The 11,897-nt window shown below is 49.9% G+C and carries 13 protein-coding genes; 7 read left to right on the forward strand and 6 right to left on the reverse strand.

What is annotated here, in order from left to right; translation table 11 throughout:
- The first annotated feature begins 26 nt into the window (after window positions 1-26).
- A complete protein-coding gene (gene yieH / locus Z042_RS03990; protein ID WP_024912906.1) occupies window positions 27-692 on the forward strand; it encodes a 6-phosphogluconate phosphatase in 666 nt (221 codons plus the stop codon).
- A gap of 60 nt (window positions 693-752) precedes the next feature.
- Here the strand turns inward: yieH and Z042_RS03995 are convergent, their stop codons facing one another.
- The 3 genes from Z042_RS03995 to Z042_RS04005 are packed head-to-tail and all read right to left on the reverse strand — an operon-like array spanning window position 753 to window position 2,278.
- Window positions 753-1,076, reverse strand: a complete 324-nt coding sequence (locus Z042_RS03995; RefSeq protein WP_024912907.1) for a CcdB family protein — start codon at window positions 1,074-1,076, stop codon at window positions 753-755.
- Entirely contained in the window at window positions 1,076-1,324 is a 249-nt protein-coding gene (locus tag Z042_RS04000; protein WP_024912908.1) for a type II toxin-antitoxin system CcdA family antitoxin, read from the reverse strand. Before Z042_RS04000 ends, Z042_RS03995 begins: the two co-directional genes overlap by 1 nt.
- 51 nt (window positions 1,325-1,375) lie before the next feature.
- Window positions 1,376-2,278, reverse strand: a complete 903-nt coding sequence (locus Z042_RS04005) for a LysR family transcriptional regulator (RefSeq protein ID WP_024912909.1) — start codon at window positions 2,276-2,278, stop codon at window positions 1,376-1,378.
- Between the two features lie 296 nt (window positions 2,279-2,574).
- Between Z042_RS04005 and Z042_RS04010 the strand changes: the two genes are divergently transcribed.
- The 4 genes from Z042_RS04010 to Z042_RS04025 are packed head-to-tail and all read left to right on the forward strand — an operon-like array spanning window position 2,575 to window position 6,966.
- Window positions 2,575-3,933, forward strand: a complete 1,359-nt coding sequence (locus Z042_RS04010; protein WP_024912910.1) for an MFS transporter — start codon at window positions 2,575-2,577, stop codon at window positions 3,931-3,933.
- 30 nt (window positions 3,934-3,963) lie between these two features.
- Window positions 3,964-4,467: a formaldehyde-activating enzyme gene (gene fae / locus Z042_RS04015; protein ID WP_024912911.1), complete on the forward strand. Its 504-nt coding sequence runs from the start codon at window positions 3,964-3,966 to the stop codon at window positions 4,465-4,467.
- 10 nt (window positions 4,468-4,477) lie between these two features.
- Complete coding sequence (locus Z042_RS04020; protein WP_024912912.1) at window positions 4,478-5,524, forward strand: aldo/keto reductase; 1,047 nt, start codon at window positions 4,478-4,480, stop codon at window positions 5,522-5,524.
- Window positions 5,521-6,966, forward strand: coding sequence for an NAD-dependent succinate-semialdehyde dehydrogenase (locus Z042_RS04025; protein WP_024912913.1), 1,446 nt, complete (start codon window positions 5,521-5,523; stop codon window positions 6,964-6,966). Before Z042_RS04020 ends, Z042_RS04025 begins: the two co-directional genes overlap by 4 nt.
- 195 nt (window positions 6,967-7,161) lie before the next feature.
- Here the strand turns inward: Z042_RS04025 and Z042_RS04030 are convergent, their stop codons facing one another.
- Genes Z042_RS04030 through Z042_RS04040 form a run of 3 tightly spaced genes read right to left on the reverse strand, consistent with a single transcriptional unit; the run spans window position 7,162 to window position 9,523 of the window.
- Window positions 7,162-7,902 carry an amino acid ABC transporter permease gene (locus Z042_RS04030; protein WP_024912914.1) on the reverse strand — a complete coding sequence of 247 codons (741 nt, stop codon included), beginning with the start codon at window positions 7,900-7,902 and terminating at the stop codon, window positions 7,162-7,164.
- Between the two features lies 1 nt (window position 7,903).
- On the reverse strand, window positions 7,904-8,629 hold the full coding sequence (locus Z042_RS04035) for an amino acid ABC transporter permease (RefSeq protein ID WP_024912915.1): 726 nt from the start codon (window positions 8,627-8,629) through the stop codon (window positions 7,904-7,906).
- 54 nt (window positions 8,630-8,683) lie between these two features.
- The gene (locus tag Z042_RS04040; RefSeq protein WP_024912916.1) at window positions 8,684-9,523 is read right to left on the reverse strand and encodes an ABC transporter substrate-binding protein; all 840 of its coding nucleotides are present in this window, start codon (window positions 9,521-9,523) and stop codon (window positions 8,684-8,686) included.
- Window positions 9,524-10,542: 1,019 nt separating this feature from the next.
- Between Z042_RS04040 and Z042_RS04045 the strand changes: the two genes are divergently transcribed.
- Together Z042_RS04045 and Z042_RS04050 are read left to right on the forward strand one after the other, a co-directional pair.
- Window positions 10,543-11,088, forward strand: a complete 546-nt coding sequence (locus Z042_RS04045) for a fimbrial protein (RefSeq protein WP_024912917.1) — start codon at window positions 10,543-10,545, stop codon at window positions 11,086-11,088.
- 53 nt (window positions 11,089-11,141) lie between these two features.
- Window positions 11,142-11,846: a fimbrial biogenesis chaperone gene (locus tag Z042_RS04050; protein ID WP_417903519.1), complete on the forward strand. Its 705-nt coding sequence runs from the start codon at window positions 11,142-11,144 to the stop codon at window positions 11,844-11,846.
- Window positions 11,847-11,897: the final 51 nt, after the last annotated feature.

Here is an 11,897-nt window from a genome sequence, read left to right on the forward strand (position 1 = left end):
TGGCTTAACTGAGGATCTTTGCCCCAATGAATCAGGTTGAATGTGTTTTATTTGATTGCGACGGCACACTGGTAGACAGCGAAGTGCTGTGTAGCAAAGCGTATGTCCATATGTTTGCTCACTACGGCATTACGCTTTCGCTAGAAGAAGTATTCAAAGAATTCAAAGGAATAAAACTGTACGAAATTATTGAAAAGGTTAATGCCAAGCAAGGTGTGAATTTACCGGCCAGTGAACTGGAGCCGGTCTACCGCCAGGAAGTCGCACGCCTGTTTGATGCCGAACTGCAACCCATCGCGGGCGCACGCGAACTGCTGGCGCAGATGAAAGTCCCGATGTGTACCGTTTCCAATGGCCCGGTGAGCAAAATGCAGCATTCACTGGGGCTGACCAATATGCTGTCCTATTTTGATGATCGGCTGTTTAGCAGCTACGACATTCAGCGCTGGAAGCCCGATCCTGCCATTGTGTTCCACGCCGCGCAGCAAATGCAGGTTCCCGTAGAGCGTTGCATCCTGGTGGATGATTCCGCAGCGGGCGCTCAGGCAGGCATTGCTGCCGGGATCCCGGTGTTTTATTTTTGCGCCGACCCGCACAATAAGCCGATCGAACACCCATTGGTAACCATGTTTGACGATCTGGCACAGTTGCCAGCGCTGTGGCAACAACGCGGCTGGCAGCTGACGCGTTAAGAACATCACCGGCCTGTGGCTACGTGGGGATCTGGCTTATGCTTTGAGTCCGATCAGCCTTCAAACGTTGGTGATAATGGCATCAAGTGCTGAAATAATTTCATCTCTTGATAAGGCGATGTTGCAGATAAAATCTGATTTATTGATTTTTTTAATATCTAAAAACGTTATTGCGGGAGCAAATATATAAAAACTTTCATTATTGATGACAATCTGAGGGGTGATTCTTTTTTGGTTGAGACTGAGCTCTTTTTTAGAGACCAGCGGTACAATGATTCTGGCCGTTAACTCATCAAAATAATCATTTTGAATAATCATATAAAGTGGCCAAAGCTTATTGGTTTTGGCCGAAGGATTGCGGTATACGTCGAATTGCTTCGGCATTACAGGCTCCCAAAAAAATCATCATCTGAGAGCATTCCCGCTTTCTCCATGAATAGATTCATCGCCTGAATATCTGCTTTCTCTTTCTCTCGTTCGTTCTTTTTGGCTTCTATAGCCTGCGCCAAAAGCCTATCCAGCGTAGCCGAGAGATTCATATCCATACTACGCGCCGCATCAACCAATGAAGCTGTCAGGTATACATTAGTGCTTCGCTTAGCACTGTGACGGCGAGTGATTGCTGTACTCATGGTGTTCATTCCTATGCGCATAACGATGAAAAAACAATCAAGTTTCTTACTTCATTCATGCATCAGGCATTGTATCGGTTCTGTCACAGTAACAATTTCCGCCTGCAACCAATCCTGAAAATAGCGTACACGCGGCAGTTCCCGTTTGCCGGGTGGGATTTCCAACCAGTAGCCGTTGGTGCTTTTCAGCTCCAACGGTGAAAGCAGCGCCAGCAAACCACTTTGCAATTCATTGCGAATCATCATTTTATCCAGCACCGCATAGCCCGCACCGGTAATACAGGCATTGATCACCTGATCCTGCGTGCTGAATTCCAACCCACCCTGCTCTTGCACTTCTGTACGCCCAGCCGCCGCCAACCAGCGTTGCCAGGTATCCATGCGGCTATCGCCATTGAGAATATGTAATTGCGGCTGCGTATTTAACGGGGGAAATACGCCGTTAATCATCAACAATGGGCTACCCACCAGCACCAGCTGCTCATGGCACAACCACTCTCCGCCAAAACTCTCTGCCAGTGCGCCAAAACGCACCGCACAGTCAAAATCGCAGTATTTTTGCCGCGCTTCACTGATCAAGGCGATCTGCAATTGGCTGTTACGCCGGCGCAGCATCACTAAGCGCGGCGCCAGCCAACGCGTGGCGAAAGTAGGGGCTATCTGCAACCGCAGATGCTGTAAAGGATTGTGTAACTGCACATGGCGCACGCCTTCTTCCAGAATATCCAACGATTGCCGTACCACCGGTAGTAACAGCATGGCATCCTGAGTCAATACCAACCCACTGTGGCTGCGCACAAACAGTAACTTACCGAGAAACTCTTCCAACTGTTTCATCTGGCGGCTGGCAGCGCTTTGGGTGATAAACAGGGCTTCCGCTGCTTTACTGAAACTCAGCGTTCGGCAGGTTTCTTCAAATACACGCAACATGCTAAGTGATGGGAGCTTTCTCATCATTAACTCCTGCATTGGGCATTTTGTTGGTTATTTGTTATCAATTTGCTGCATTTCATTACCGCCCTCAGCGTTTATTTCCCTAAAATCAGAAGCCGATCACATGCGTTTTTCTCTGAAGGGTATGACTAAAACGCACTCGCCTCACCTCTCGCCCGCCGCCATATTGTTAACGTAATTAAAACAAAAAACCAACAACACACCTACCCTCAATAGTTCGAGTTGCAGGAAGGCCAACGCACCTGTGGCTTGAAATACAACGGGTATAAACACCGCTCCAACAGGAGGACGGGCCAATGCAACATTTAACACAGCAACAAATCCGCATGGATGATGTGCCGTTAAACCGTTTCCATCTCAAAATTGCCGGGCTGACGTTTGGCGCTCACTTCACCGACGGCTATGTGCTCGGCGTTATTGGTTTTGCCCTGGCACAAATTAAACCGCAAATGGGCCTCACCCCTTTTTGGGAAGGGATGCTTGGCAGTTCGGCGTTGATTGGGTTGTTTTTCGGCAGCCTGATCCTCGGCTGGATTTCCGATTACATTGGCCGCCAGAAAATCTTCTGTTTCAGCTTTATCGTCATTACCCTGGCTTCTGCACTACAGTTCTTCGCTACCACACCAGAACAACTCTTCCTGCTGCGGGTGATGGTGGGGATTGGGCTAGGAGGGGATTTCTCGGTGGGGCACACCATGTTGGCCGAGTTCTCACCGCGCAAACACCGCGGCGTTTTGCTCGGTTCGTTCAGCGTGATCTGGACGTTCGGCTACGTTGCCGCTGGTTTCGCCGGACACTTCCTGACGGCATTGGGGCCGGATGCCTGGCGCTGGCTGCTGTCTTCCTCGGCTATACCAGCCTTCGTCATCCTGCTGATGCGTATCGGCACGCCGGAATCCCCACGCTGGTTGATGGGCAAAGGGCTGCATGAACAAGCGATGGCGATCGTGCATAAACATTTTGGCCCAAATGTCCTGTTGATCGATGAAGCCCCGGTGATGTCCAAACAGCGTTTTCTGTCGCTGTTCGGCACCAAATACCGCCGCCGCACCGCGTTCAACAGCTTGTTTTTCGTCTGCCTGGTGATCCCGTATTTCGCTATCTACACCTTCCTGCCTTCAATCCTGCAAGTGATGGGGCTGAACCAGAACTTCTCCACCGATTTGTTGCTGAACGGCCTGCTGATCGTTGGCGCTTTAATGGGGATTGTACTCACGGTGATTTGTTCACGCCGTGGCTTCCTGATTGGCTCTTTCGTTTTCCTTGCGGTTTGCCTGGCGATGCTGAGTCTGATCCCTGCCAGCCAGACCGCCTGGCTGATTGCCATCTTTGCCGCCTTCACGCTGGTGATGTCAGCCGTCAGTAACCTGGTCGGCGTATTCCCGGCGGAAAGCTTCCCCACAGAAGTGCGCTCAATGGGAGTGGGCTTTGCTACCTCGATGAGCCGTTTGGGCTCCGCCATCGGCACCGGCCTGCTGCCACTGGCGATCGTGCATTACGGCATGCCCACCACGACCGCCATTCTGGCGTTGATTCTGGTAATTGGCGCAATTGTTTCCATTGCCTGGGCACCGGAAACCAAAGGTTTGACGCTGGTTGATGCCGCACAGGGCCAACAACCGGTAAACAGCACTTTCGCCGCAACGGCTAAATAACACTATCTTGATGAAAACAGGAGATATTTTGTGGAAATGTATATTGGTGAAGGGTTTGCAGGCAACGGGGTGAATGCCTCACATATCAATATCATGATCGGCACGCGTAATGGCGTAGTCGGCCAGGCGTTCTCTGCCAGCCTGGCATCCCCCAGCCAAGGCCATTGCCCGTTTATGGTGGTGATCAAACCCAACGTACCCGCCAAACCGATGACGCTGTACGTCAACAAAGCGGAAATCAGCGGTGAGCTGCACGGCAATGCCACCTGGGGCGCATCGCAGGCCGCGATCGCCAAAGCAGTGACCGAAGCGTTGCTGGAAAACATCTTACCCCCAGAAGCCGAAGATGAGTGGTGCATCGTTACCGCCAACTGGGTAAACCCCGGTTGCAATGATATCGACGAGGTTTACCACAACAACTACCGTGCGTGTACTCAGGCAATCCGTGCGGCGATGGAAAACCTGCCGACGCGCCAGCAGTTAACCCAAGCCTTGCCGCAGTTAGGTAATCCGTTTTACACCCCAAAAGCCTGAGGAACGCACTATGGAATACATTAATCTGGGCCAATGTGGCTTGAAAGTCTCACGGTTATGCCTGGGGACCATGAATATGGGCAGCAAACAGTGGAAACCGTGGATTTTCGATGAGGCACAGAGCGAACCTTTGATCCGCCATGCGCTGGATTGCGGCATTAACTTTATCGATCTGGCCGATTTCTACTCCAGCGGCGCCGGGGAAGAAGTGGTTGGGCGGGTGATTAACCGCATTGCCAAGCGCGATGAACTGGTGCTGACTACCAAAGTCGGCTACCCAATCGGAGCCGGCCTCAATAATCAGGGGCATTCACGCAAACATATTATGGCAAGCATTGATGCCAGCCTGCGCCGCCTCGGCACCGATTATGTGGACATTTATATGCTGCACTACTTCGACGTTAATACGCCAATAGAAGAAACCTGGGCAGCCATGAACGACATCGTGCGCTCCGGTAAGGCGCGCTACGTTGGCGTTTCCACCATGTATACCTGGCAACTGGCTAAAATCCTGTGGTGCTGCGAGCGTAACGGCTACGCCAAACCGATGAATATGCAGTTGCAGCTCAACTGCGCCTACCGTGAAGAAGAGCGTGAGATGATCCCCTTCTGCCGTGATCAAGGATTGGGCGTTGCCGTATTCAGCCCGCTGGCACGCGGTTTACTGAGCTGTGATTTCAACTCCGTGCGTAACAAAACCGACTTTTTCACCCAGGAAATGTATGCCGACGCCACCTCGCTGAACGTTGCGCAATCGGTCAGCGAGGTAGCACAGCAGCGCGGTGTACCACCAGCGCAGATTGCCCAGGCCTGGGTGCTCAACCACCCCGGAGTGGATTGCATGCTGGTTGGCGCTGATTCAGTGCAACAGATCGATAGCGCCGTAGCTGCGTTAGGCACTCAACTTAACGAAGATGAGCGCTATGAACTGGAACGCAATTACACGCCGTGCGATGTGATTAACGACTACACCGCGGGCAAACGCATTGCGCGTGAAAGCCGCCCGACACGCGGATTTTTCACAACCGATGACATTGAAAAAAGGAACATTGCATGACGACTTATGCTTCACTGCTGCGCACCGGTTGGTATTGCAATGGTATTTGGCAAACCACAGTAAAGACTTACCCGGTCAATAATCCAGCCAACGGTGAATGGGTTGCCGATGTTGCACTGGCAGGCACGCCAGAAACCGAGGCAGCGATTGCCGCAGCCGCTGCGGCACTCCCGGCCTGGCGCGCTAACACCGCCAAAGCACGGGCAGAAATTTTGCAGCGCTGGTTCCGCTTGATCATGCAACATCAGGTAGCGCTGGCAGAATTGATGGTAATGGAACAAGGCAAAGTGTTGAGTGAAGCGGTTGGTGAAGTGGCCTATGCCGCCAGTTTTATCGAATGGTTTGCCGAGGAGGCAAAACGTGCCAACGGCAAAACCATTCCAGCCCCCAAAACCGGCAACCAGATCCTGACGTTTAAAGAACCCGTGGGGGTGATTGCCGCCATCACCCCGTGGAACTTCCCACTGGCGATGCTGGCGCGCAAGCTTGGCCCTGCGCTGGCAGCTGGTTGCACGGCGGTGATTAAACCAGCGAATGAAACACCGCTTTCAGCCTTCGCACTGATCGTGCTGGCAGAGCAGGCTGGGGTTCCCGCTGGCGTGATTAACGCAGTTTCTGGTGATACCGTCGCGATCGGCGCTGCGCTGATGGCCAGCCCTGTGGTGCGTAAAGTGTCCTTCACTGGCTCAACGGCCACCGGCAAGTTGCTGATGCGTCAGGCTGCTGACACGGTGAAAAAGCTGTCGCTGGAACTGGGTGGCAACGCACCGTTTATCGTATTTGACGATGCGGATCTTGACGCTGCCGTTGCCGGCGCAATGGCGGCAAAATTCCGCAACAGCGGGCAGACCTGCGTATGTGTAAACCGTTTTTATGTTCAGGACGGTATTTACCATCGCTTTGTCCAGAAACTCACTGAAGCGGCCCAGGCATTAAAAGTGGCTCCAGGTATGACACCAGGGGCACAGCAGGGGCCGTTGATTCATCTGCAAGCGGTAGAAAAAGTGGAAATACACATACAAGATGCATTGAAGCTGGGCGCCAAGCTGATGTGCGGCGGTGAACGCCATGCGCTGGGCGGCTCATTTTTCCAACCTACCGTGCTGGCGGATGCCAATGAAGAAATGCGCTTAGCCCATGAAGAAACCTTTGGCCCATTGGCTGCCTGTTTTCGCTTTACCGATGAGCAAGAAGCGATCACGCGCGCCAATGCTACACCGTTTGGGTTGGCGGCCTATCTGTATACTCGCGATTTAGCACGCGCCTTCCGCGTCAGCCAAGCACTGGAAAGCGGTATGGTGGGTATCAACGAGGGGATTATTTCCACCGAAGTCGCTCCTTTCGGTGGTGTGAAAGAGTCCGGCTTAGGGCGCGAAGGATCGGATATTGGCCTGGATGAATATCTGGAAACCAAATACGTTAATCTGGGGCAGTTGCTGTAAGTAGGTCTAAGTACCCTCGTTAATCATTTGACACGCTGTTATCAACGCCCTGGCAAAGGCTGCCCGGTGCTCACAGATTTGGAGTTGCATGGTTTGCACCGTTGCCAGGGGCAACCGGCCAAGGATGGCCAGTGGGATGTGAATTAAGCCGAGCTGCCCGGCAACGGGAACGCAGCTCAAACACCCACGCCAGGATTAACTGGCCGGTAACGGTGGCCGATTGCGCCACCAGCGCCAGCTACGTTTCAGCACTTTGGTCTGCGGGCTAAAGCGCTTATTCAACCCATTTGCCAGCACATCCAGCGTTAAGCAAAAGATAAAATAGACCAGTGCAATAAACAGGAACACTTCCATTGGATAAACCATGCTGCGGTTATTCACCTGCGTTGCCAGGAAGGTCAATTCACCGACACCAACGATATAAGCTAGCGAAGTGTCTTTAATTAATGAAATCCACTGGTTGATAAACGAGGGCACCATCATGCGCAACGCCTGCGGCAAGACGATCATCAGCAATACCTGCCAGCGATTCAACCCCAGCGAAAGCCCCGCCTGCCATTGCCCAGCACTAATCGCAACAATCCCTGCCTTTACCGCATGCGCCAGATAAGCTGAGGCAATCAACGCCAGCGCACACACCACGGTGGTAATTTCTGGAATATCGACACCAAACACCATTGGCAGCAAAAAGTAGGTCCAGAAAATCAGCATGATCACCGGGATCGCGCGGAAAAACCCTAACACCGCCGCCAACGCCCCAGCCAATACACCATGCGACATTGCCAGCGCCACGCCCAGCAAAGTGCCGAGAATCGCCGAAGCGATGCCCGCCATCAGGCTAATCGCCAACGTCAGCGCCGCACCGCCCAAAGGCCCATCGGGGAATGTGCCCCACAGCAGGTAACCTAAGTTTTCTTGGATAATAGTGAAATCCATCTTAGTGCCCCCCCAGCGGCCTACGCTGCTGTCGCCACATACCCCAGCCTTCCAGTAGAGCAATAATGGCAATATACAGCACCGTCGCCACGCCAAATGCCTGGAAGGTGCGCAGGGTTTCGGTTTCCACCTGGCGTGAAGCGTAAGAAAGCTCAGCCACGCCGATAGCCATGGTTAACGACGAATTCTTGATCACATTCATGTACTGCCCCAACAAGGGCGGAAACGCGATTTTCAGCGCCTGCGGCAACACCACATAGCGCATGGATTGCCAACCGGTCAGCCCCAGCGCGTTGGCCGCATACTTTTGCCCACGGGCAACGCCACGGATACCGGAGCGGATCTCTTCGGCAATAAAAGCGGTGGAATAGAGCGTCAAGCCAAAGAAACCAGCAAGAAATTCAAACGAAGGCCACTCGATTAACCCTAATGCGTGTGGTGCATTTAACCACTGCATTGCGGCTGAGGGCAGGATTTGCCCGGCGGCAAAATACCAGAAGAACAGTTGCACCAACAGTGGCGTATTGCGAAACAGCGCACTGTAAGCCACTGCCAACCCACTTAATGGGCGGAGGGTGCTATCACGCAGGGCCGCCAGCCCGAACCCCAACAGCGTTGCGGCCAAGCCCGCACAGGCCGATAGCCATAACGTCATCAGGAAGCCATGCCATAACCAACTCAGATACTGCGGTGCCAGCAGCCAATCTGAGAATTGTTGCAAATTCATGTGCAGTGTTTCCCCTCACCTTCCCCCTCCCACAGGAGGAGGGGGGAAGAGAGACTAGGCTTTAGGTTGTTGAGCCAATGGGCCAATCTTGAAGTCGCCACGCGGCTGGGCCGAATTGGTTTCCGGGCCAAACCAGCGATCGTAAAGCTTCACTGCCTGGCCCTCTTGTTCCAGCTTGATCAAGGTATCGTTAATGGTGGCGGTCAGGCGTTCTTCACCCTTCGGAATCCCCACACCTTGGTATTCTTTAGTGATACTGAATGGAGAAATTTCAAAATCCGCTTTTTGCGCGGCTGGCAAGTTGCCAAGTAAACCAACCAGCTTGGCGTCATCCTGAGTAATGGCCTGTACGTTACCGTTACGTAAGGCAACGAAGGCCAACGGCGTGTCATCGTAAGAAATGACTTTAGCGCTAGGATAATGTTCACGCAGAGTAATTTCCTGCACAGTGCCTTTATCTGCACCAATACGCAGGTTTTTAATGTCTTCTGGCGTTTTCAGTACGCCTTTGTGAGCAATAAACTTCTGGCCAGTCGCGAAATACGGCACGCTAAAGTTCACTTCTTTAGCCCGTTCATCGGTAATGGTGAAGTTGGCGGCGATCAAATCAACCTTGTTGGATACCAGCAAAGGAATACGGTTGGCCGGATTAGTGGCACGCAGTTCCACTTTCACCCCCAGCGCTTTGCCAATGGCATCTGCCACATCCACGTCATAACCCACCAGCTTTTTGCTTTGCGGATCGATATAACCAAAGGGTGGATTACTGTCGAACACCGCAATACGTACTACACCGGCTTTTTGAATATCGTCTAGTTTATCGGCATGAGCAGCCCCCATCACAAGGCTGGTCAGGCTAGCTAACAGGGTTAAGGCGAAAACGCGCTGTTTCATGGAAGGCTCCTAAGTGATCGATGTTTTGCTTGTTAGCAAACTAGCAAGCCTTTCTTAGGTCAGGAAATAATATTAAACGCTATATTTATAACTTTTTTGAATTTAATGGGTTTTTCAAATAGCATAAAAGCGTTAAAAACAACGCTTTCTACTCATCGGTGAAACGCTACGTTTCTTGCATACGGAATACACCTTAATGGCTTAATTTTTAGCGCCTAATAGCGTTAAATGGCAGATATGCTCATTCACTTACCGCTCTGCGGCTTGCAACTTTTATGATTAGTGATATTTCACAAATTATTAACATTTTAAACTTATAAAAAACAATAACAGCTCGGCTGTAAAAAAACTCAAACAAATGCCCTTTATTTTCATACAAAAAATCAATATAAAGAGAATTAGAAATGTAAAGTCATTTATGAAAATGTATTTTTATGAAAAAAAAAACTCCATTTTCAATGCTAATTATTTGTTTTTTAAACAATTAATAAAATATTGATGTTTTTTGTTATCGCGACAAATAAAATATTATCTTTTAATTTTATGGGATAAATCTTATAGTTTGCTCCTACCGATATGTTACTCACGGTTCCTCCGCTAGCGGTAAAGCATCTGTATTTTTTGAAGTAAGAATTTACTGAGCAAATGACAAGATATATTAATAATTTTATAAAGCGCGAAAATAGTGAATTATTAAATCAACCCAGGGATATAAAATTATTATAAGCAATGAATTTTTTTAGGTGAAGTGGCGTGAGTGTGTGGTTTAAAATTTAACCTCCACGCCAACTTTAATGTTCTCTCAAAAAAACGTAACTCGTTAATTTATAGGAGGTAAAACATAACACCCTGTATTTTATATGAACATTTTCAATAGTTGTTTAATACCCATCCCATTATTTATTAATTAAATTACATTAATAGTAATGAAAACAAAATACCTTATCTAAAGGTACCATTCATACCATTTTTAAGTGATTTTAAAATGGTTTAATAACACTAGGTTAGTAGGAATATATATGAAAAAGTTAACAATCTTAGCATCTCTTATCGCAACGTGTGGTTTTGTCAGTATGGCTCAAGCGGCCTCTACCGGAACCATCACTTTTAACGGCATGCTGCAGGCTAACACCTGTGACGTTGTTGTTGATGGCCAAACGGAAGATGCAACCGTGATTTTGCCAACTGTGGGTGTTAACCAGTTGGATGAAGCAACCAAAACCGCTGGTGAAACAGGTTTTGTGATGGCACTGAATAACTGCTCAGGTACGCTGGAAAGTGCTTCCGCGTTCTTTGAAGCTGGCGCTTCAGTGGATTCAGTCACTGGCCGCCTTAAGAACCTGGTAGGTACAGCAGGAAACGTTAGCCTGCAATTACTGGATGCCTCTAGCCCTTCTCAGGACGTGATCCAGGCTGGTAACCAAAACCAGGTAACTAACACGACCTATGTAAATGTTTCAAGCGGCAGTGCCAGCCTGCCCTATGCCGTGCGTTATTATGCCGAAGCACCAACCACTGCCGGCACTGTAATTAGCAACGTCGTTTATTCTATCCAGTACCAATAATAAGCTATAGGGAGGGGAAATCCCTCCCAATCCCCACGTTAGTTCGGAGTTTTATGATGCGGTTTCCCTTTGTTAATTCGTCCCAGATTAGTGCTTTTATCGCCGTCGCCCTGTTCAGTGCCAATACGTTAGCTAGCGTGGTGATTAGCGGCACGCGAGTAATTTATCCTTCGGATGCTAAAGAAGTCAGCGTTAAAATCAGTAATGGTGGCCCTTCTCCAGTCTTGTTGCAAAGCTGGATTGATAATGGCGACACCAATGCCAAACCTTCAGCAATCAAGGTGCCATTTGTACTGACACCACCGATGAATCGGGTGGAAGCTGGTAAAGGGCAGACGTTACGCATCAGTTTTGCGGGCGGTTCATTACCCATGGATAAAGAGTCAGTGTTCTGGTTGAATGTGTTGGAAGTGCCTGCCAAAACTCAAACTAAAACCGAAGAAAACCGTTTACAGATGGCTTTCCGCTCACGCATTAAATTGTTCTATCGCCCAGCGGGCCTGGAAGGTAATGCTAACGAGGCAATAAAAGCAATCACCTGGAGCAGCCAGGGTAATCAGGTGCAAGCCACTAACCCAACACCGTATTATGTCTCACTGATAAATCTGTCGGTTAACGGTAAAAAGCTCAATCAAATGATGGTGGCACCACATAGCACAATGCCATTAAATTTAGTGGGTAATGCGGGAAGCAAGATTTCCGGAAGTTTTATCAATGACTATGGTGCAGTTAATCCATTTGATGCAGTGATAAAATAATACTTTCCTTGTATAAAATTAACGCACATTAATCTGTTGAGAATCACTCAG

It is taken from the genome of Chania multitudinisentens RB-25 (assembly GCF_000520015.2).
In the GTDB taxonomy this organism is placed as follows: Bacteria; Pseudomonadota; Gammaproteobacteria; order Enterobacterales; family Enterobacteriaceae; genus Chania; species Chania multitudinisentens.